The sequence below is a fragment of the Thalassotalea litorea genome (genome assembly GCF_005843925.1).
Taxonomy (GTDB): Bacteria; Pseudomonadota; Gammaproteobacteria; order Enterobacterales; family Alteromonadaceae; genus Thalassotalea_A; species Thalassotalea_A litorea_A.
Genome location: NZ_VCBC01000003.1, coordinates 373,320 through 395,286, shown reverse-complemented (window position 1 = coordinate 395,286; position 21,967 = coordinate 373,320). Strand labels below are relative to the sequence as shown.

Genomic DNA, 21,967 nt, shown 5'->3' with positions numbered 1-21,967 from the left:
ATATTGTTGATTAATCTTCATCAACAACGTTTTGGTAGCCTTCCGCATCCAATAGTGCGTCCAACTCGCTGGCATCGTCCAGTTTCACTCGGAACATCCAACCATCACCAAATGCGTCAGAGTTAACAAGCTCTGGGCTATCTTCCAGATCTTCGTTAATACCAACAACTTCACCACTGACAGGTGCATAAATATCTGAAGCGGCTTTCACAGATTCTGCGACAGCAACATCATCACCGGTGCTAATTTGATCGCCAACTTCCGGCAATTCAACAAATACCATGTCGCCTAGTAGCTCTTGGGCGTGTTCGGTGATACCAACAGTTACCGTGCCGTCACCTTCGTTACGTACCCATTCGTGGGACGACGCATATTTCAATTCAGAAGGAATGTTGCTCATTTTGTGTTCCTAAAAATAAATGATTTTAAATCTGTTTATAATTCCAGGCTGAGGACCTAATCAACCCCGGCCGACCTTAGTGTAAACGCGTTAGGTTTAGTTTAGAAAACTTTTTTACCATTGCGTACAAAACTTGGCTTAATGACTTCAACATTCACCAGTTTCTTACGCATTTCAACCTGAACTGTATCGCCTATTTTCACAGCGCGTGGTACGCGTGCCATGGCAATACTATGACCTAGAGTTGGAGAGAAAGTGCCAGATGTGATCACACCTTCACCTTGCTCGGATACAACCTTCAAACCAGAGCGTAAAACGCCTTTCTCAGTAAGCACTAAACCGACAAGCTTCGGCTGGTCGCCGGCAGCTCGTTGTGCGGCTAATACATCACGACCGATAAAATTACGATCTTCTGGTTCCCAACTAATGGTCCAGGCCATGTTTGCTGCTAATGGCGAAACACTCTCGTCCATATCCAAACCGTATAAGTTCATACCAGCTTCCAGACGCAAGGTATCACGGGCGCCAAGACCGGCAGGTTTCACGCCGGCATCTAATAATTGTTGCCAAAAGTCTGCCGCCATATCTGCTGGTAAGGCGATTTCATAGCCATTCTCACCGGTGTAACCGGTCGTTGCGATAAATAAATCGCCGGCTTGTACGCTGAAAAATGGCTTCATGCCATCAACCGCTGCGGTTTGCTCAGCATCTAATAAGGTAGCAACCTTCGCTTTTGCCTGTGGGCCTTGAATGGCAATCATCGCAAATTCAGGACGCTCAGTAACGGTCACGGTAAAGCCTTCAGACTGCTTGTTGATCCAGGCCAAATCTTTTTCACGCGTTGCGGAGTTAACCACTAAACGGTATTCCGTATCGGTGTAGTAATAGACGATCAGATCATCAATCACACCGCCTTGTTCATTACACATACCGGTGTAAAGTGCTTTACCGGCAACTTCCAATTTAACGACATCGTTAATCACTAAGCGACGCAGGAATGCTTTTGCATCCGCACCCTGGACATCAACAATCGTCATGTGAGACACATCAAACATACCAGCATCGGTACGCACTGCATGGTGCTCTTCGATTTGTGAACCATAATTGATTGGCATTTCCCAACCATAGAAATCCACCATTTTGGCGCCAGCTTCAAGATGTTTGGCGTGTAATACCGTTTTATTTGTCATAAGAGGTCACTTAAATCTACTCGGATTTTATCGATTATGAACAGGCGTTTTGCCTACTTAAAAAATTGCCAAAAATTATACGCCCACAAAGTATAAGGATCAATGAGTAGTTACGCACTTTTAAAATAAAAAGCCGAATAAACCTTTAGTTCCATATTTAATTTGGATAATCGTGACCTGTCAAAATTAAATTCAGGATAATCCCGGATATCAATCAACAATAAAAACAAACTTCCCCCGGAATCACCTGCAAGGTCGCGCTAGCGAAATAGTGGACATCCCCTTATCGCACCAGAATAACAACCAATACAGCATGAACAATCTAGGGGCTGTCTGATATAGTGATGTATCACTTTTTACTTAAGCACTTAAATTCGTTAATTAAATCAAGCCCTTAAATTAAGTGCTTAAATTAAGTTCTTAAATTAAGTGTTTAAAGCTATGGGCTCTGAGTTTATGGGAAGGTTACAGTCATGCAAGGATTCTTAATCACCGATATATTCGGCACAACTCCTGCGGTGCACGCCATGAATGATCGATTGGGTGGGTCATTGTTCATAATCGATCCCTATGACGGTATTGCTCAGAATTTTACCAATGAAACAGCTGCCTATCAGCACTTTCAACAGCATGTCGGTGTTAACCGTTATGCCGATATTATCGCGGGTTATTTGTCGCAGGCGGCCAACAAAGATCAAATTCTCATTGGCTTTAGTGTCGGTGCGTCAGCGCTATGGAGGTGCCTGACTCAGCAACCACCTAAGTCGCTGCAGGGAAAGAGCCTGCAAACAGCGGCGCTATTATTTTACGGTTCGCAAATACGTCATATGCCGGTTAGTGTGCCTTGTGTGCCAACCAACATTGTCCTGCCTTGTTCGGAACCACATTTTAGTATCAGCGCCCTTGCAACGTCACTTGTGGACGTGGAAAACGTAAACGTCACAAACAGCGAGTACTTGCATGGGTTTATGAATGAGTTGTCTGATAACTTTGATCGTCAAGGATATCAACAATATCTTGCCCAGCTACAAGCTCTGATGAAATAAATGCGCCGCCACTATGGACGGGGACGCTATTTGCGAGCGAGGAGATGCACTGTGCTGGTAGAACGTTCCAGAAACGCACCCTCGCAATAGCACAAGTAATAGGTCCACAAACGCTTGAAGGTGTCGTCATAGCCAAGTTGGCTGAGTTCCGGCCAGGATTTAAAAAATGCCTGGCGCCAATCCGCGAGCGTTCTTGCGTAATCCAGGCCAATATCGGATATTGACTCAATCACCATTTCGGTATTATCAGCAATCTGCTGGCTCATCAATTGAATCGAAGGAAGACAACCACCAGGGAAAATATAACGTTGGATAAAATCCACATTATTACGATAATAATCGAAGCGCTGATCGGCAATGGTTATGGCTTGAATCAACATTTTGCCACCGGATTTCAAACGCGCATTACACTGGCTAAAAAAGGAATCAAAGTACTCGTGTCCCACCGCTTCAATCATTTCAATCGAAACCAGTTTGTCGTACTCCCCTTCCAGTTCACGATAGTCTTTTTTCAATAACGTGATCCGATCCTGTAAGCCTAGCTCGTTCACTTTTGCTTGTGCATAGTTGTACTGCGCTTCAGAAATTGTGGTGGTAGTAACCCGACAGCCATAATTTTGCGCGGCATAAATCGCCAGTCCGCCCCAACCTGTGCCAATTTCAAGCAGGTGATCGTTGTCGTCCAACTGCAATTGTTCACAAATTGTCGCCAGCTTATGTTGCTGGGCTTGGGCAAGCGTTGCCTCTTCGCTTGGGTAAATTGCCGAAGAGTACATCATCGATTCGTCCAGAAAGCGCGTATAAAGTTCATTACCTAAATCATAGTGCGCGAGGATATTGCGCTTTGAACCTGATACGGTATTGCGGTTACGACGATGGAATAAAGCATTTTTCACTTTACCAATCCACGCCATTTTCGACTCCATAGAATCGGTCACCTTTTGCGCTCTTGCAAAAATGCGAATCAAAGATGTCAGATCATCGCAGCTCCAGCGATTATCGATATAGGCTTCTGAGGCGCCTATACTGCCACCTTTGACAAAACTGGTGTATACACTGACATCATGCACCTTAATTTGCGCTTTGATATCACTGCCTTGCACACCAAAATGAAAATGCTTGTCACCTTCGATCAATTCAAGCTGCCCATGAGTTACCTTGGCTAACGCACTATGTACTAAAGCCCGACAGCGACGTTGAATAAAAGTTAACTGCTCTGGAGTTACAATCGCGCTTATATGTTCCACATTTTGTTCCATGTTTTGACTCGCATTTTGACTCATGTTGTGATTCGTAATTTGAAGTGAATTTGCTTCTAGGGCTTTCACAATAAAACTCTCTTTAATCATCAAGCTAAATTATTACCACGGGGTTGCAGTTGCACCGCGCCTCACTATACCGAACTAGTTAGATGTACTGTGAGGTACAAAAGGCACCTTCTTCAACCAAAGCTTCAAGGCTTGCCAGTAGATGGTGACGCATATCTTTAATGTCATTGCTGGTAAGCTACGCCATACCGAAAAAATTGCCGAAGCGGTTAATGGTTGCCGAGACAAGGCCATGGTGGCATCAAACAATTTTTCACTGTTGTGATTCTCTATATGCACCAGCAACTGGTTCGAAGAATCTTTTCGAGGTTCCTGTAGCGTCGACGCAATCATTAATTTGGGCGCTTTCACTTGCCAATGGTATGACATATCCAAACTCATAAATGGTGAGACATGAAATGCTTTTTTTGTCGGAACTACCGAATTTAAATCCACTAGATAGTAATGTCGCTCATTCCACGGCGTGTTGCTCACTTCCGCTAACATGTAAACCGGCTGGTTATGTTTGTCATAGCAAAAGAAAAAATTCGCCGGACTAAAATACAACCCGAAACATCGTCCCTGAATGGTCATCATCACCTTACCACCGGGCCAGGTTCCACCCAATGCCTCTACTTGTAAACGAATACGTTGACCAAGGTCATCCGGTTCACCTTGCACATAATCTTCTTGCTTAATGCGGATTGGTTTGTACCAGGCTCGACCCAACCAAGCATTTTCTAATTGACCTTGTTGCCACTCATCTAAATCGATAACCAGCATATATAACTTGTAATTAAATCCATGGTATACCGGCTTGAGACGACGATGCCGAACATTACCCGAATAAATACCGCTGTTTATTGTAAGTCCTTCACTCATAACGGACATCCAAACCGCTCACCAACATCAACCGCCGAACGCACGCCATCTTCATGAAAACCGTTGTACCAATAGGCACCAGCAAAATGGGTTCGATTCTTCCCGCATATTTTATCGCGCTGCTGTTGCGCTTCCATACCGGATGTTGAAAATACCGGATGCTCATAGATGTATTCTTCAAGTAGTTTCTCTTGGGCAATGGCATCGCTCTGATTCAATGTCACGCAAAAAGTATGTTCACTTTCGATATGCTGAAGAATATTCATGTTATAGCTAACACTCGCTGGACGTTGGCGATTGTTATCTAACATGTAATTCCAACTCGCCCAGGCTTTTTTGCGCTTCGGCAAGACGGAAACATCGGTATGCATGGCCACGCTGTTTTTACTGTAAGGCAGGGCCCCGAGCACATTTTTCTCAGCTTCATTGGCATCTCCTAACAGTGCTAATGCTTGGTCGGAATGACAGGCAAGCACGACCTCATCAAACGATTGCTTTGATCCATCGGCGAATTCAATACGAACCTGCTGAGTTTCGCGATAAATACCGGTAATGTCGGTGTTAAGATGGATATTGTCTTTGAATTTACGGATCAGTGGCTCAATGTAGGCGCGCGAACCGTTTTCGATAACGTACCATTGGGGGCGGTCAGCAATGTTAAGCAAACCATGGTTGTGGAAAAAACGGATGAAGAAATCCAATTGAAACTCCATCATTTGTTCAATGGAACTGGACCATATTGCCGCACCCATAGGCAAAATATAGTGCTGGCTGAAATAATCCGAAAAACCCTGTTCCGATAGAAAATCACCAAGCGATTTATCCGAAGGAATATCGCCGCTGCTGTACAATTGTTTGCAGCGTTTGTTAAAGCGCAGGATTTCTCGGATCAATTGCCAGAATTTGGGACGGAAAAAGTTACGTCGCTGAGCAAACAGAGTATCAAGGTTATGGCCATTGTATTCCATTTTCGTATGACGATTATGTACCGAAAAGCTCATCTCGGTTGCTTTTTTGTTCACCCCCAATTGGCCAATCAATTTTAGAAAATTGGGATACGTTTTGTCATTGAACACAATAAACCCGGTATCGACAATGTATTCTTTGCCATCAACCGCAACATCTTTAGTGGCAGTATGCCCACCGATGTAGTCATTTTTTTCAAAGACGGTGACCCGATGCTTTTGACTGAGTAAATAACCACTGGTCAATCCGGAAATACCGGAACCAATTATCGCGATATTCTTTTTCATCTATTTATTTTTCCTTGTTAACAACCAACACCACCAGCTGAATGGCATGCACGCCAATAAACGCAGCAAATAGGTAAAACGTTTTGGAAAATCGAGGATTTTTTTTCGTTTTTCGACCCCTACATATATCCGCTGGGCTGCCTGCTCTGCTGTCAGTAAAAACGGCATAGAAAAGTCGTTTTTATCGGTGAGCGGGGTTTTGATGAATCCCGGTTGAACTAAGGTGACAGCAATATTTTCGGGTGCTAAATCGATCGCCAGAGTTTTTGCAAGGTAGTCAATTCCGGCCTTTGAGGCACCATAGGCTTCGGCTCTGGGTAAGGGTAAGTAAGTCACACTGGAGCTGACAAAAACCAATTGCCCACCGCGACGAATTTTGCCAATAAGGTGCTCGAGGAGATCTCCCATGGCCAGTAAATTCACCCCGATAACACGTTTGAACAACGCGCCATCGAAGTTCGCCGCGTTATCGATGTATTCACAATCTCCCGCGTTTAGAATGACAATATCAAACGCTTCTAATGTTGAGCTGGCCTCAATCACCTGTTCACTGTCAGTGATATCAAACGCCAGCGATTTGAGATTATCATGGTGGTTGCAGAGCTCAGATAAACGTGCTTCATTGCGACCACAAGCCGTCACCGAAAAGCCATTGCGTGCGTAATGCAACGCCAAGGAGCGACCTATTCCCGATGTTGCACCGGTGATCAGAACCTGTTTCATTGGCCTGCTCTTACTTTCACGATTTTAACAAAACGCCCCAACACCGGTATGTGCTCGTACAGCATTGCGCCAACATCGAGATAATCCCGATGGTAGACAACCTTGTCGCCTTGAGCCCTTAACCGAGAATGTCCTTCAACCTCAACAGGGTTACCACCATTAAGGCGGGGGTGTATGAATGACATGCGCCAGTAGATCGCCGCTTCCTGGTCGTTGTGCATGACATCGTCAATCACAAACTGACAGGTATTTAAGTTGGTATACAGCGCCTGAAAATATTCGATTAACTGCTTGCGCCCTGAAATCGTATGAAGAGGGTCCTGGAAATGAACATCTGGGGTATATACCTGCAACAATTTTGACAAATTGTCTGTTCCAAGCCCCTGGTACACATCAATAAACGATGCTAACCATAATGGGTGACTGTGTCGGGGTTTTAACGACTCTGGAGCTTTGCCAGTCGCTTCTAACTTTTTACCATCCATATTCAAGACTTGCCCCTTGCCTTTTCTAATCGAAGATTCCATAAGTCCTCAGCTAACTTGAGTTATCGGGGCTAGCGGCAGGCTTTATACGCCACCAGCGTAAATTCTCTGGCTTGCTTATGATCTACGATAGCCGATCTGTACAAATTTTCACAATTATTATCAGTAAGATACTGATGTGGAAAGTGAATATGACGATCGGGGACCTGCGCCAGTTCTGGTACATAGGTACGTATGAACTCCCCACAGGGATCAAAATTCTGGCTCTGACGAACCGGATTAAAAATACGAAAATAAGGTTGGGCATCACATCCCGTCGACGCCGCCCATTGCCAGCCACCATTATTCGCGGCAAAATCGCCATCGATGAGCTGCTCCATGAAATATTGTTCTCCCCAGCGCCAGTCGATTAACAAGTCTTTCGTTAAAAAGCTTGCCACAACCATTCTCAGCCGATTATGCATCCAGCCCGTTTGGTTTAGTTGACGCATCGCCGCATCGACCAACGGATAGCCGGTATTGCCCTGACACCACAGGGTAAATTCATCGGCATTGTTGCGCCATTGCAAACGATCGTAAATAGGGTTGAAATTATCGCCTTTGATTAAGTCGGGGTAGTGAAACAGCAAGTGGCGATAAAATTCGCGCCAAATCAGTTCGTTTAACCAGACAAAAGCGGAAGTCTCTTGTTGTTCCAATACCAAGGGATGGGATTGGATCAACAAACGCAGCAATAAACGGGGACTAATAGCACCAATGCTTAAGCAAGGTGATAACTGAGATGTGGCGGGCAAACATGGAAAATCACGCCCCTTGGCATAGTCTTTGATTGTATCTTCCAACCAAAAACTGAGTGCCCCTGACATAATCTGTTCGGCATTTGGCCAGACATCGGAGCTTTTGGCTAGCGCGCTTCTGCACGCTTTAATTGTATTGATCGCATCGTTATTGGAAATGGATAAGTTCTGTGACGGGGTAATCGCTACAGGATTTGCGAAACAGTCAAAGCCCTGATCTACCAGCCTTTTGATCCAAGCTCGCTTAAACGGGGTAAATACCCGATACATTTCGCCGGCACCGGTGAGTACTTTCCCTTTAGGAATAATCACATCGGCTTCGCTTAACTCAAGGTCCAGGCCCAGCTTAGCCAATGTTCGGTCTCTGCTCACCTCGCTGAGCTCGAGCTCTGCATTAGCGTAAATCGTGTCGTTCAAATTCTGTCGCTGTTGTGCCGTTGCCCAATCTCGCAGCCAATGAATTTGACCGGTGAAATCGCTCACCTCAATAAAATGAAAACGAACGCCAAGTTCCGCGAGCTGCTGTGCAAGTAAGATCAGATGTCGATAGATAAAATCACGTTTGATCGGGCTTTGATGATGCTGTTGCCATTGTTTTTCACAGCCCAAAAAGACTGCCTCGGAACAACCTTTTTGCAATGCTGCGGAAAGCGCAGGATTATCATGCACGCGCAAATCATTTCGAAACCAGAAAAGCATTAATGGCCGTAACGCAATTTCAAGGACACTGGATGTGGCTGTAGATAAATCTGTTGAGCAAGGTAATCCTTAGGATACTCCATCAGGTAATGCTTGATCATCGTTAATGGCACCATCAAAGGCGCGAGTCCTGCGCGGTAGTCTTCAATATGCTGGCACAACTCCTGCTTTTCGGCGCCAGTCAGTTCATCTGAGAAGTACCCTTGAATATGCTGCAAAGTATTTGCATGTCCTTTACGGGATGCAATTTTTTTCATCGCAGTCATCAGTATCGCCAGGTACTGCTCACCAATGTCGTCAATATCTCCGTTTAAGGTAGCCAGTAAACGCCCGGCTCGCTTATACCCGAGGATGTCATGGGACATTAACAGGTACTTGTATTGGCTGTGGAATACCAAAAGCTTGTGCTTGGTCAGGCCCGAGGCCACCAGAATTTGATAATGTTTGTAAGCGAACACCCGGGCGACAAAGTTTTCCCGAAGTTTCGCATCGTTCAAACGTCCATTTTCCTCACATGGCAGGTGTGGATAACGGGTCATGATCTCTTTGGCAAAAACACCAATGCCATCGGAGGTTGAACCTTTGCCGTCTTGAGAATAAACCTTCACGCGCTCCATACCACAGCTTGGACTTTTGGCGCAGAACACATAACCACTGATATCGGCAAGTTTTGGCGCAACCTCCTGGCCATAATTGCGGAGTTTATCAGTAACATCCATGGTGCCATCGGGACGACTAACGTGAATAATGCCGTCGACATCAATTTGACGGACCGTTGGGCGAGGAACAGGAAGGCCAATGGCGACTTCCGGACAGTAGGGCACAAAATTTACGTGCTGGCCAAATTCGTTTACACAAAACTGGCTACGCTTGTGGCTCGCATCAAAGCGGACTTTCTGGCCGATTAAACAGGCGCTAATACCGATATTAATGTCAGAATCAAAATGCTGGTGAGTCATCACATCCTCCAATGCTTGTCAGAAGGAATCCGGCCACGTCAGTGACCGGAGGGATTAGTCTTAGTAAAGCAGAGAACCAAACGGATTCAATAATTTTCCGAAACCTTGCGTGAAGTGCAAGGCATCACTGACCACGGTTAGGCATAAACACCCATCTTCCGTTTTAGGGTTGTGTTGATGCGAACCATCGAGCCAGATAAAATCGCCCGCCTGATAGGTACCCATGTCATCGCTAAATTCACCATCGAGTAATAACGTCAGCTCAAACCCTTTGTGAGTATGCTCTGGGATCATGCCGCCAGGCTGAATTTGCATTAAGCTGGTGTGGATCTCACCCTCGCCAAGCTCAATTCGAGCTCGGTTTAATTTTCCAATACCGGAAAAACTTCCGATCGCCATCGACTGCAAGGGCCTTGGCATTTTATAACTCTTGTCTTTTATCTGAAACTCTTTGGCGACATAACCTTCGCCAAGCTCTGCAATTGACTCGTCATCGGTAATATCATCAATCAATGACATAATGTCCGCAGTCTCATTGAAAGAATCCTGCTGGCCCATTTGCGCTGGTTGATCGAAGCTCTGCTCCGCATATTGCTCCGTTAATTCGCCAACCTGTTGTTGGCACACTGGACACATATCAACATGGATACTAATCGCAGCGGATAATGATGCTGGAAGCTCTCCTGCAGAAAATGACTGTAATAAATTTGTCGTTGGGTGATGCTTAATCATCATGCTCTCCCACTTGTTGATCTGATAACTGCTGCTTTAACTTGGCTAAGGCAAGTCGCAACCTTGATTTCACCGTGCCAAGGGGCAGGTTTAGATGTTGAGCAAGCTGCTCTTGCGACATTTCCAGAAAGTAAAAACCTTTTACGACTTGTTTCTGGTTCTCCGGTAACTTATCCAGGTGAGCCAGAATCTGATTCTGTTGCAAATGATCCGCGTACACATCCGTTTCTGCACTTTCGGCTTCCACTAATGGCCAGATATCCTCACTGAGGTTATCTTCCTTTTTGGATTTTATTTTGCGCAACATATCAAAACTGACGTTACGCATAATGGTATAGACCCAAGTCGTAGGAGCACCTTTTTGCGGCGAATATAGATGTGCTTTGCGCCAGACATTTGACATCGTTTCCTGCACGACTTCGTGTGCCTGGGCTTCACTGCTAAATTGCTGATGAGCAATGCGCTGTATCTTCGGAGCGAAAAATTTAAAGAGCCCAGTAAAGGCAATTTTATCTCGCTCTTCAGCAACGGCTGCCAGCCAATCGGCTAATTGTTGATGGTTATTATCAGGATTCATAGTTCTATTATTAGAGCGAGAACCCTGATTTGGCAATCTATTTGCACGTGTATTTGTATTTGCGCTTGTATCTGTTTGCATCGTGAGTAACTCAATCGTTCAACCCAGTTAAATCATTCTACGAGACCGCTCGCGTTAAAGATCAGTTTTTTCTTCGTGATGTTCGATAATCACAGTGGCGAGAAAACTCATCGCTTTGGAAAAGCTGTCAGGCTCGATAAAACAACATTTGTTGTCGAAATTAATAGGGATCAGTTCTAACCAACGGCTACATACCCACACTGGAGAATCAAACTCAGGTTGTGGATACAAGCTGGCATAATTTGGATTGTCGTCAAAAAATTTACTCAACTCATCGGCGAGTAATTGACTATTGGCCGAATTAGGTTGCCCCGGCCAATGCTGAGAAAGTGTAATTGGCGCACGCAGAAGATTATCTTCGTCACGATATGTTTCACCGATATTGACAATGGCATCGCATTTAACGTCGATATACAACAAGCCGTCGTCACCATTTTGAAAATCAACAACCGTGACATGGCTGCCCCAACGGCAACATTGATTTTCATCTTCTTTTGCAAACTGACTGATAACAAAACCATCACCGGTCACGGCCTGCTTCACCATCTTAATGTAACGCTGCTCAAAAATTCGTAATCGAGTGATACCACCAGGAAGAAGATAAATGGGTAATGGAAAAATAACGAGGTTCATAAGTGCTTCCGTTGTTCTACTCATACCTTTTAATACGCATTTACCTAAGAAAACGATCAAAAAAAATGTGCGAATGCTGACTTCCAATTCGGCATCATAAAGCGATGATTGCTTTCCTCACCTTTAACTGCCAACGCCATACCGTTAAGAATCCTTTGACTGCTTTTTTGACGGAAATAAGCGTCAAAAAAGCCCACAAGATAAATCATGTGGGCTTTTCTGGGTTCTTTGCAGATCACGCGGATATGTTATTCAGTAAACGCATCCATCAAAATTAAGTTTGCCGGCATTCCCATTGGGTTATCAACGGCAGTAGCCGCGTAGATTTTGCCCCCCATCAAGGAGATAACACCTGTGTCGATAGCAATTGTATCGGTACCAGTAAGCGTTACCTGCACTACGTAATCGCCAGGAGGTAAAGAGACGAAACCGGTATCGGCTTTGAATGGCACATCGCTCCACACCGGCGACGCATTGCTAATATCGCCATCGGCAGTGACGTAAATATCAACGTTGCCTACCGAAGGATGAGCGTGGGTTAAACGAACCTGTGCTTCGGTCGCCACCATGCGTGCGTCATCGACTTGCACATAATATTCAAGGGCCGCATCGTCATTACCGTCAAGAGTACCAACGGCATTGACCGTATATTTCATATCAGCTTCGAGCATTAAATCACCGCTAATGCCGACGACATTGTTGTCGGCCGATAACACGGTATCTACCATATATGTGCCCGGATCGACGGGTACATTTCCAGTGACGCCGGTAAACGGTGCATTACTCAGCGCATTCACTTTGTTACCATCCACTAAAATATCAACGTTTGGCACGTCTGCTGCAGCGTGCACGACACGCACCCAGGCTTGCGTCCTGTCATCGATGATTTTCAACGTGTCAGTACCATCATTGGCAAGCAAAAATACTGGAGAAGTTGGTACGCCGGTATTGGTCGTCGCGGCGACGAACAAGTCAGCGCCAGCAGGCAAATCAGGCAATACCGCGTCGAAAGCTACAGCTCCCATGCTATCACCTTCAGCAACAACCAGACGGACTCTGTATACGCCAGCCGGCACTTCAACCTGACCAGTCACATCGCCATAGGATAAGGTCGCCAGGGGCTCACCCAGCTCATCGTCTGCTCCGGTCACATGTAAGTTCACCATTGGCGCAATGGAAGAACCATGCAGAACCTGAACACGAATGTTGCCATCACCAACGGCACTAATGGGGTTCGCGATAACCGCAGGAGCTAGGTCCATGTTCGTTACCGTACCGTGGGCAAAGACGGTGTATTCCGTGTCCGCCGTCAAATCCACATCGCCTAAATCTAACACTTGCGTGGTTGTGTCATCGGCAAGAATTGCTTCCACTGCTAACGGGTAGGTGCCAGCGTCGAGCGATAAAAAGCCCGAACCCATGGCAAAGTCTAACCCGGCAAGGGCATCAACAACACTACCTCCAGCCAGAACGTTTACGGCAGGAGCATCCGGTGAACCGTGGATCACACGCACCATAGTTTGTGGCGCTGTGGGCTCTGGAGGTGTAATGGTAGAAGTACCGTTATCGTCGTCATCACAACCGCTGATGACGCCAACTAGAAAGACTGGTAAAATGATCTTTAAGATCCTTTTCATTTTTGTTTCCTCATGTGTAAAGTTCGAAGTCGCATTCAACCTTACGGGGAGAAAAATGATTAGGATCATTTTTTATTTTCATGAGTAATTCAAGCAGTTAAAACTTCGCGTCGCTATTCTCGCTACAAGCTGCAGAACACCAGTATTTTTCCCGAAAACATTCCTAAATATGCTGTCAGCGTTAACTGTGGATTTATTCAACTCTGACCAGCCGTCAATCCTCAGACAGACCTGCAAAGAAACAATAGAAACTGAAATTGATGCGTCCGGAACGTCAAAATCAAAAAAGCCTCATCTCGATAACATCGACACGAGGCTTATGATTGACTATGCGATAGTGATTCATCAGCCTCACTACCGAAGGAATGTCAGACGATGATACCAACCGAGAAAAGGTTATACCTTAAAGAATATTTTTTTCCGGTACAGGTAATCCAGCACCCAATAACTTACGAACAAAAAGCTGATCGCAAACATCAACGAGCCGTTGTAATTACCAAACAACGGTTGCAACACATCTGAGAATAACCAATCACCAAGGCTACTGTCGGCCACAGGGATCATCATTAACAATCTGGCCAATACTCCCGCAAACATGTAAAAGAAGATTGCATTGGCGCCACAAACCACGAAAGGCGCACTCCAGTATTTCTTACCCTTAATATCAATCAACCAGGTAAGGGCTGCCAATGTTAACAATGCCCAGCCACTACTCATCACCACAAAACTCGATGTCCATAACGCTTTGTTAATTGGAAATACCAGCCCCCAAAGCTCGCCAACAATGGCACAGACCAGACCGATAACCAGCATTTTTTTGGCTTTACCAGCAAGAGTCAGCGCCTTATTGGTCAAAATATTGCCGGTGAACACACCCGCCAGACAACCACTAATGGCCGGTAATGTGCTGATCAGCCCTTCAGGATCAAAAGCAAAAGGTGTTGCGGATGCATAGTACAGATGTTTAGCAGAAAAGACGTAATTATCGATAAAAGCCGGCAGAGAATTACCAAATTCCAGCAGCCCGATATAAGTATTACCGGCGCTATCCGAATATGGAGTAAGCATGACTAACGCCCAATACCCCAACAGCAATCCAATGGCCCACAGCCAGCGGCCTAGATTTTGCCAGTACAGCACAATAAACACCGTGGCAAAGTAAACCAGACCAATTCGCTGTAACACGCCCATTACCCGCATTGAAAATAGCTTGGCATCAACCCAGCTAAAATCAGGATCGCTAAAATTGTAATAAAATAGCGCCAAAAACAGCCCTAAAGCGAACAGTTTCACTGCCCTAACAAAAGCATGTTTAAGCAAAAATAGTTTGTCGGTACCTTTGGCCAGTTCGCGATTCATTACGATTGCCACCGATACACCGGCGATAAAGATAAAGAATGGAAAAATAAGATCCGTCGGTGTCCAGCCATGCCATTTCGCGTGCGCCATTGGCGCGTAAACGTAGGACCAGCTTCCTGGGTTATTGACTAAAATCATCGCAGCGATGGTGATACCGCGAAATACATCCAATGCCAGTAATCGGCCTGGAGGTAACTGGTCGATTACGTTGCGGGCATAGCCCGAAAAAATATTACTCATAAATTAATCTTATTATTCTCAATTCAATCAATCGTTGTTGTTGTCAGGCTATCCGAGGTCCGCTCGACGCTGACCGGTAGTCGCCCGGAGGCTATTATCTTGCCTGTAAGTAATTTTGCCAATGCCGAAAACGCAGGGCCTACCGCCTGCACATTGCCATTGTTTTTGTTTTTGTCACTGCCAAAATCTTCAGTGTGGACATTATATGAGAAGGTAGCGATAAGTGCATCACTATACTGCTCGTATCGAGACATTTCATAGGGTGCACGCAGACTGACAAATATGGTGCTCTTATTATTGTCTTTCGCCAATCTTAACAGACTTTCTATTTGGGTATCTTGGTCCGCCTTGCTAAGGGGTTGCACGCCTCTGGCTTGTAATTCAATGTCTTCCATCCCGCCCATTTCCACGGCACTTTGTTTCGGAGTGATGTTTGCCACCAAAAAAACATCCGCCTGGAGCATATGATGACGCGTTTGCTGATACTCAAACTGATGGAGATCACTGCAAGTGACCGTCAACCTGGAATTTTGTAACTTTAAGGCCTGTTCAAGCGCCCGGCATTTCCCTAAATCCGGCATTAGTAAATGCACCCGTTGATCCGATTGAATTGGCAGAACCTGTTCATTTTTAACCTGAACCAAAGATTGCTCCGCTAATGCTTGTTCGAGCTGACGATGTGCAGGGTTGCCGACCACGCCATTGGCAATCGCCTGATTTTCACTTAGCTGATTTTCGGAAAAATCACTAGATAGCTGTTGTTTAAGTCGAAAGATTCGTTCAACCGATTCAAGTACCTGAATTTGCGATAAACGCCCTTCGGCAACGGCAAGTTCTAACTGATCCAGCGTCTGCGCTAACAATTGAATATCTTCTGCTTTACGGATCCGAAATGGCATCAGAGCGATGTCACTACCGGCATTGAAAGTTTCGATAATCGCATCAATGGGCTCAAAAAAATGACTGATACCTGCCATATCCAGCGCATCGGTTATCACCACGCCTTCAAAACCCATTTTACCTCGTAACAAATCCGTCAGTATGCGTTTCGACATGGTCGCCGGCTTTATCATGGTACTGCCATCATTGGTGGTAAAGGTAGAATTATCGAGTTGCGGATACTGGATATGTGCGGTCATTATCATTTTTGCCAGCCCCTGATCGATTGCTGTTTGAAATGGCAATAAATCCACGGCGATAATGTCTTCAATCGAATGATCGACTCTGGGCAACCCTGTATGCGAGTCAACACTGGTATCACCATGACCAGGGAAATGCTTTAATGTGCCAACCACGCCCTGTTGTTGCATGGCTTTTAACTGCGCCGCCCCCAGTTCCGCCACCAGGTTCGCCTGTTCGCCAAAGGAACGTACATTAATAACCGGGTTTTCCGCGTTGACATTAACATCCACATTCGGAGCATGGTTTAAATTAAAACCTAGTGCAGATAATTCCAGACCAAGAATTCGACCGGTTTGCTCGGCAAAATAGTTTCCCGATTTTTCCTGAGTCGCACCGATGGCCATATTGCCACTAAACGATGTCGCCAGATCGCGAGGCATACGGGCGACTCTTCCCCCTTCCTGGTCGATTGAAATAAACAATTCCAAACCGGAATACGAGTCGACTGCAGCGCGTTGCATATCATGGTTAAGTTTGACAACTTGCTCAACCGATTGCAGGTTCTCAGCAAACAGGATAATACCCCCGACATTGCTGTCTTGAATCATCGCAGCCAGCTCCTCGGGTAGCTCGGTCATAGGCGTGCGGCACACCTGTTCATTCCGATATTGGATCAATTGCTCGGGTTGGCAATAATAGCGTAGATCCAGCATGATTTTCTGAGCCAACGCAACTCTGAGGTTACCTTTCATTTTACTCATGGTATCCGTGTTGGCACTTTCACAGCCAGTCAACGCCAAGACTACAAGTAAACAACCCAACGCATGTAAAGACACCTTAATTAAGGAAAAAAGTGGCTTATTCATCAATAACTTCCCCTATTTGGAACTTTTTTACATTATTTAACACTAAGCAATAGACTCTCAAATAATAATTTATTATTATTTTTTTAAATCTACTGGAATTATATATTCTTCACCAGTTTTTTCGAACGGAAATCAATAATGACAACACAGTTCGCCACTGCCGATTGGATGGTATTTACTGTTTACGTGTTGATGATGATATCAACAGGTTGGTACTTCAATCGACAAAAATCCGCCAACACCGATGATTATTTTCTTGGCAGTCACAATATGCCGGTATTTCTTGTTGCCGTTTCTGTTTTGGCGACTTCACAATCCGCAGCAACATTTCTTGGTGGGCCGGATCAAGGTTACCGTAATGATCTGTCCTATCTCGCCACCAATATCGGCGCCTTTATTGCGGCGTTTTTTGTCGCCTTTTATTTAATTCCGAAGTTTTATCAACACAAAGTGACCACAGTTTACGAGCTACTATCACAGCGATTTGGCCAAAAAGCTCAAAAACAAGCGGGCCTGATGTATTTATTTGGCCGGGTATTTGCCAGCGGCGCCCGACTCTATATGGCTGCTATCGCAGTTTCCATGATTTTATTCGGCAATATTGATGCTCAGAATGTCATCATTTCCACGTTAGTATTAACCTGTGCCGGCTTGATGTATTCGATTATTGGCGGCATCCGAACGGTGATTTATTCCGACGCCATTCAATGCGCGGTCTATGTCAGTGCCGCGATTTTAGTACTGTATTTTTTACTGCAAGCGATCCCAGCAGATTTTTCACAAATTATCGAGGCTTTGCACAACCCTATCGATCGTGAACAATCAAAATTAACGGTTTTCAATCTGGATTTCGATTTTACCTCCACGGGTGTATTTACCCTCTGGTCTTCCCTTACCGGCTTTGTACTGCTGAATATCGCAGCCTTTGGACTGGATCAGGACATGACACAACGGGTGTTGACCTGCAAAAATGCCAAACAAGGTAGCTTAGCGATGATTTATTCCGTGGCTATGGTGATCCCGGTAATGTTCTTATTTATCGCCATTGGATTGTTACTTTATGTACTGTATCAACGACCAGACCTGGCTATGGGCGACTCTGCTGGAGCCATCAGCCAGACATTTTCCGGAGAAAAAATCACCATCTTCATGTACTATGTACTCAATGAAATACCTGCCGGTGTGAAAGGCTTGGTAACCATAGGCGTTATCGCTGCGGCGCTATCAACACTTAATTCGGGGCTAAATTCGATGGCCTCAGTTTTGGTTCAGGACATCTATCGCCCATTGTTAAGCAAAAAAGGGGCAGTAAAACCCGAAAAGCATTTTGTCCAAGCAGGGCAAGTCAGCATGGCTCTGGTGGCAATCGCGTTGAGCGGCATGGCAATATTGTGTTTTTATTGGCAACAGTATTCCGACATGCCTTTGCTCGCGTTTGCATTAAGTGTGATGGTGTTTTCCTACAGCGGTTTGCTTGGCGTCTATTTCACTGCCGTGTTTACCAAACGAGGTAACGCAACGTCCGTACCCCTGGCGCTGCTCACCGGTTTTGTCATTAGCCTGATATTTCAACCGTATATAATAAATACTGTTTTACCCGAGCAATGGCAATTTGACTTAGGGTTCACCTGGCAATTGTGCATTGGTGCCCTGTTATCCTTTTTGGTGTGTTTTGCAGGCAATAGCAACCATGATCTGAGCAAGATCAAACAACTAGAGGTTCAACCTTAAATGGCGGTTAATTATATTCTCGGTATCGACGGCGGCGGTACTAAGACTTTAGGACGTTTACAACACGTGGAAACCGGACTGAGCTTCGACGACAGCGCCGGTTCGAGCTCGTTAACCAATGATTTCGAAGGCGCATCTATCGCGCTGCTAGGTTTGATTGATCGTTTGTTGCAAAAAGCCGATGTGGCGCCAGAAGAAGTCGCGGTGGTTATGGGGCTTGCCGGTGCAGGTAACCAAACGCAGGTAAAACGCCTACGCAATCGCCTATCCTACCCATTTGCCAGTCTTGAAATATTTAACGATGCAAGAACGTCTTTATACGGTGCGAACTTAGGCAAAGCTGTCGCGGTGATTGCACTAGGGACAGGTTCTGTAGGCGCTTTGTTGCGCGCTGAAAATGATGAAGAGTACGCGGGTGGCTGGGGCTTTCCGATTGGTGACGAAGGCAGTGGTGCAAAGTTAGGCTTTAATGCCGTCAAAGTTTTGTTGAATGAAATTGATGAACAGCGAGCCAACAAGAGTGAAACGGCGCGCTACATCCAAACCCAGATAGGCAAGACTCAGGATGAAATTCTCAATTGGCTTCGCAAAGCAAAGCCCGCCGATTATGCGGTGTTTGCGCCCCATGTTTTTGAATTGGCGCAATCCTGTGACAAAGCCCAAGGCTTGGTTGCAAATCATGCGAAAGATGTTGAGCAACTTATCGATTTAACGATTAAGGCAGAAACGGTTCCGGTAGTATTAATGGGAGGTCTTGCGGTTGCGACCCTTGCCTATTTAAGTAAACCCTATCAACAAAAGTGCCAGCTAACAAAAGGCAGCTCACTAGACGGCGCTTGTCTTCTTGCCCGCCAGTTAGCCGCCAATCAAACGTTAGTGCATACCAAACGTAAAGTCGAAGAAACCGATGAACAGAGCCTGTTACTGGCGCAATTGAACGCTATGGTTTCCGAAGAACGTAACCCAAATACCATGCAAATCGACGTGATGACTTCCAGGGAGGTTCTGGAATGTTTAAATGATGAAGATGCATACGTTCCAGTTGCGGTACAACGCTGTATTGGCCCTATTACTGATGCGGTTGAAATGATCGTCACTGCGTTTGCCAAAGGGGGGCGTCTGATTTATTTAGGTGCAGGAACCAGTGGACGACTCGGGATATTGGATTCCGTGGAATGTCCACCAACGTTTAGCGTTTCGCATAAGCAGGTCGTCGGATTGATCGCCGGAGGCAATGACGCCATCTATAAAGCCGTCGAAGGGGCGGAAGACGATGCACAAGGCGCGGTTAACGATCTCAAAGCGATAAATTTCAGTGCCAACGATGTATTAGTCGGTATCGCGGCCAGCGGTCGCACCCCTTATGTCATTGGCGGACTCGACTATGCGACCTCGGTAGGTGCCAATACTGTGTCGTTAACATGCAACCCAGGTTCTGAAGTATCCAAACATGCGCAAGTCAATATTTGTCCCGTTGTTGGTCCGGAAGTACTGACCGGTTCGACTCGATTGAAATCAGGCACCGCCCAAAAACTTGTCCTTAATATGTTAACCACCGCGAGTATGATTCGCTCTGGTAAGAGTTATGAAAACCTCATGGTGGATGTCAATGCCAGCAATGAGAAACTCTATGCGAGAGCAATTCGAATAGTGATGCAAGCGACCAATTGCAGCCGTGACACCGCATTAGAGGCGCTGAATAAAACCGGATACAAAGCCAAGTTGGCAATTTTACATATACTCACCGGCGTTGATACCGAACAAGGAAAAACATTGTTGCATCAGCAAGGTGGATTTTTACGGCGTGCGGTAGAAGCCCATCAGAGCCAACAATCTTGTTCACAAAACACTGAAGATAAGCAGCAATAAAATGTTAGAGATTCGTTGCCATACATCCACGATATTGCGCCTAAAAACAATAGGTATATTGCTTATCGCAATATGCTACCCATTGACGACATCCGTGATTCAAGCCAAGGAAGTCGTGATACCTGCCCCCTCTGTGTCAATTCATCCTATCACCGGTGCTGAGCAAAGCGACCGTTATTTACCTGCGTTAAAAAACAAGCGCGTTGGCGTCATCGTTAATCAAACCTCAAGGGTACGGGATCAACATCTGGTGGACTTTCTCGTTAAAAATGACGTCCAGGTTCGATTTATTTTTGCACCAGAGCATGGGTTTCGCGGTGATCATGATGCAGGTGCAAAAGTCGATTCTTCCATAGATAGCCAAACCGGTATCGAAATCGTATCTATCTATGGCAATAACAAGCGCCCAGGCGACGAAGTTTTCGCAGAGCTCGATGCGTTAATATTCGATATTCAAGATGTTGGCCTGCGTTTTTATACCTATATTTCGTCAATGCATTATATGATGGAAGCGGCAGCCGATAATGGCGTTGAATTTTGGGTATTTGACCGACCTAACCCCAATGGGGCCTATGTCGATGGTCCTATTCTCGAGCCGGAATTTACGTCGTTTGTCGGCATGCATCCAATCCCGATATTGCATGGCCTTACCGTTGCAGAACTGGCTCAAATGATCCTTGGTGAAGGCTGGCTTGAAAGTGAAAAAGATTTATCGCTAAAGGTGGTCGATGTAGCGAATTACAAGCGTTCTACGCCTTATAATTTACCGGTAAAACCAAGCCCTAATTTACCCAATGCGCAGTCCATCGGGTTATATCCATCGCTATGTTTTTTCGAAGCCACGCCAATTAGCATCGGTCGCGGCACACCCTTCCCTTTCCAGGTTGTTGGTTACAAAGCCGGTAGTAAAGCAGTACTTGGAGAGTTTAATTTTACGCCAATATCAACCCCAGGTGCTGCCATCAACCCCAAACTCAAAAATGTCCCCTTACAAGGTATGGACCTTCGTAAAGCGAATATTCGCGGATTACAGTTAACGTTATTAATTAACTGGTATCAAAAATTTACGGCCGAGAACTTAGAGTTTTTTGAACGCGCTGATTTTTTTGATAAATTGGCCGGCACCGACCAACTAAGACTGGCGATCGAAGCCGGTCAGAGTGAGGCGCAAATTAAACAGAGCTGGAAAGTTGAACTTGAACAATACAAACAAATGCGTCAGCAGTATTTACTTTATGACAACAATTAACACCATCGGATAAAGAAACGGCGATGGCTCCCCCCGTTAGAATGACAATCGTTGTTGCGGGTATTTGCTATACGCGCAGTTCCTTTTATTGATGTTTAAGCGGGCATAGGTCAACGTGCAAAGAATCGTT

Annotated in this window: 19 protein-coding genes and 1 pseudogene; 5 read left to right on the top strand and 15 right to left on the bottom strand. The window is 45.5% G+C overall.

Features of this window, described 5'->3' with window-relative positions:
• Window positions 1–10: 10 nt before the first annotated feature.
• Together gcvH and gcvT are read right to left on the bottom strand one after the other, a co-directional pair.
• On the bottom strand, window positions 11–400 hold the full coding sequence (gcvH, locus tag FE810_RS03660) for a glycine cleavage system protein GcvH (RefSeq protein ID WP_138318667.1): 390 nt from the start codon (window positions 398–400) through the stop codon (window positions 11–13).
• A 101-nt stretch (window positions 401–501) separates the two neighbouring features.
• Entirely contained in the window at window positions 502–1,590 is a 1,089-nt protein-coding gene (gene gcvT, locus FE810_RS03655) for a glycine cleavage system aminomethyltransferase GcvT (protein WP_138318666.1), read from the bottom strand.
• Between the two features lie 473 nt (window positions 1,591–2,063).
• Here gcvT and FE810_RS17045 point away from each other — a divergent pair, with 473 nt between their 5' ends.
• Window positions 2,064–2,636, top strand: a complete 573-nt coding sequence (locus FE810_RS17045; RefSeq protein ID WP_171022249.1) for a hypothetical protein — start codon at window positions 2,064–2,066, stop codon at window positions 2,634–2,636.
• 26 nt (window positions 2,637–2,662) lie between these two features.
• Here FE810_RS17045 and FE810_RS03645 read toward each other — a convergent pair whose 3' ends face one another.
• From FE810_RS03645 to FE810_RS03585, 13 genes are all read right to left on the bottom strand, one after another.
• On the bottom strand, window positions 2,663–3,883 hold the full coding sequence (locus tag FE810_RS03645; RefSeq protein WP_246036881.1) for an SAM-dependent methyltransferase: 1,221 nt from the start codon (window positions 3,881–3,883) through the stop codon (window positions 2,663–2,665).
• Between the two features lie 156 nt (window positions 3,884–4,039).
• On the bottom strand, window positions 4,040–4,825 hold the full coding sequence (locus tag FE810_RS03640; protein ID WP_138318664.1) for a DUF1365 domain-containing protein: 786 nt from the start codon (window positions 4,823–4,825) through the stop codon (window positions 4,040–4,042).
• Window positions 4,822–6,078 (bottom strand): NAD(P)/FAD-dependent oxidoreductase, encoded by a 1,257-nt coding sequence (locus FE810_RS03635; RefSeq protein ID WP_138318663.1) that lies wholly within the window; start codon window positions 6,076–6,078, stop codon window positions 4,822–4,824. Before FE810_RS03635 ends, FE810_RS03640 begins: the two co-directional genes overlap by 4 nt.
• Complete coding sequence (locus FE810_RS03630) at window positions 6,079–6,801, bottom strand: SDR family NAD(P)-dependent oxidoreductase (protein ID WP_138318662.1); 723 nt, start codon at window positions 6,799–6,801, stop codon at window positions 6,079–6,081.
• On the bottom strand, window positions 6,798–7,328 hold the full coding sequence (locus FE810_RS03625; RefSeq protein WP_246036879.1) for a nuclear transport factor 2 family protein: 531 nt from the start codon (window positions 7,326–7,328) through the stop codon (window positions 6,798–6,800). Before FE810_RS03625 ends, FE810_RS03630 begins: the two co-directional genes overlap by 4 nt.
• Window positions 7,329–7,357: 29 nt before the next feature.
• On the bottom strand, window positions 7,358–8,782 hold the full coding sequence (gene phrB / locus FE810_RS03620) for a deoxyribodipyrimidine photo-lyase (RefSeq protein WP_138318661.1): 1,425 nt from the start codon (window positions 8,780–8,782) through the stop codon (window positions 7,358–7,360).
• Window positions 8,782–9,741: a YbgA family protein gene (locus FE810_RS03615; RefSeq protein ID WP_138318660.1), complete on the bottom strand. Its 960-nt coding sequence runs from the start codon at window positions 9,739–9,741 to the stop codon at window positions 8,782–8,784. The genes phrB and FE810_RS03615 overlap by 1 nt, the downstream gene beginning before the upstream one ends.
• 60 nt (window positions 9,742–9,801) lie before the next feature.
• Window positions 9,802–10,473 (bottom strand): ChrR family anti-sigma-E factor, encoded by a 672-nt coding sequence (locus FE810_RS03610; RefSeq protein WP_138318697.1) that lies wholly within the window; start codon window positions 10,471–10,473, stop codon window positions 9,802–9,804.
• Window positions 10,466–11,050 carry a sigma-70 family RNA polymerase sigma factor gene (locus tag FE810_RS03605; protein WP_246036876.1) on the bottom strand — a complete coding sequence of 195 codons (585 nt, stop codon included), beginning with the start codon at window positions 11,048–11,050 and terminating at the stop codon, window positions 10,466–10,468. The genes FE810_RS03610 and FE810_RS03605 overlap by 8 nt, the downstream gene beginning before the upstream one ends.
• Window positions 11,051–11,185: 135 nt before the next feature.
• On the bottom strand, window positions 11,186–11,764 hold the full coding sequence (locus tag FE810_RS03600; protein ID WP_171022248.1) for an LON peptidase substrate-binding domain-containing protein: 579 nt from the start codon (window positions 11,762–11,764) through the stop codon (window positions 11,186–11,188).
• A 248-nt stretch (window positions 11,765–12,012) separates the two neighbouring features.
• The gene (locus FE810_RS03595) at window positions 12,013–13,401 is read right to left on the bottom strand and encodes a DUF4397 domain-containing protein (RefSeq protein ID WP_171022246.1); all 1,389 of its coding nucleotides are present in this window, start codon (window positions 13,399–13,401) and stop codon (window positions 12,013–12,015) included.
• Window positions 13,402–13,797: 396 nt separating this feature from the next.
• Entirely contained in the window at window positions 13,798–15,000 is a 1,203-nt protein-coding gene (locus tag FE810_RS03590) for an acyltransferase family protein (protein WP_138318656.1), read from the bottom strand.
• A gap of 23 nt (window positions 15,001–15,023) precedes the next feature.
• A complete protein-coding gene (locus FE810_RS03585; protein WP_306416842.1) occupies window positions 15,024–16,988 on the bottom strand; it encodes a glycoside hydrolase family 3 protein in 1,965 nt (654 codons plus the stop codon).
• Window positions 16,989–17,126: 138 nt separating this feature from the next.
• Here FE810_RS03585 and FE810_RS03580 point away from each other — a divergent pair, with 138 nt between their 5' ends.
• The 4 genes and pseudogenes from FE810_RS03580 (at window position 17,127) to FE810_RS03570 (ending at window position 21,837) form a co-directional block, all read left to right on the top strand.
• Window positions 17,127–18,719, top strand: a complete 1,593-nt coding sequence (locus FE810_RS03580) for a sodium:solute symporter (protein WP_138318655.1) — start codon at window positions 17,127–17,129, stop codon at window positions 18,717–18,719.
• Window positions 18,720–19,472: pseudogene (locus FE810_RS17190) on the top strand (glucosamine kinase nucleotide-binding domain-containing protein); the annotation flags it as partial.
• Between the two features lie 165 nt (window positions 19,473–19,637).
• The gene (gene murQ, locus FE810_RS03575; RefSeq protein ID WP_281278315.1) at window positions 19,638–20,588 is read left to right on the top strand and encodes an N-acetylmuramic acid 6-phosphate etherase; all 951 of its coding nucleotides are present in this window, start codon (window positions 19,638–19,640) and stop codon (window positions 20,586–20,588) included.
• Window position 20,589: 1 nt separating this feature from the next.
• Window positions 20,590–21,837, top strand: a complete 1,248-nt coding sequence (locus tag FE810_RS03570) for an exo-beta-N-acetylmuramidase NamZ family protein (protein ID WP_138318654.1) — start codon at window positions 20,590–20,592, stop codon at window positions 21,835–21,837.
• Window positions 21,838–21,967 lie beyond the last annotated feature (130 nt).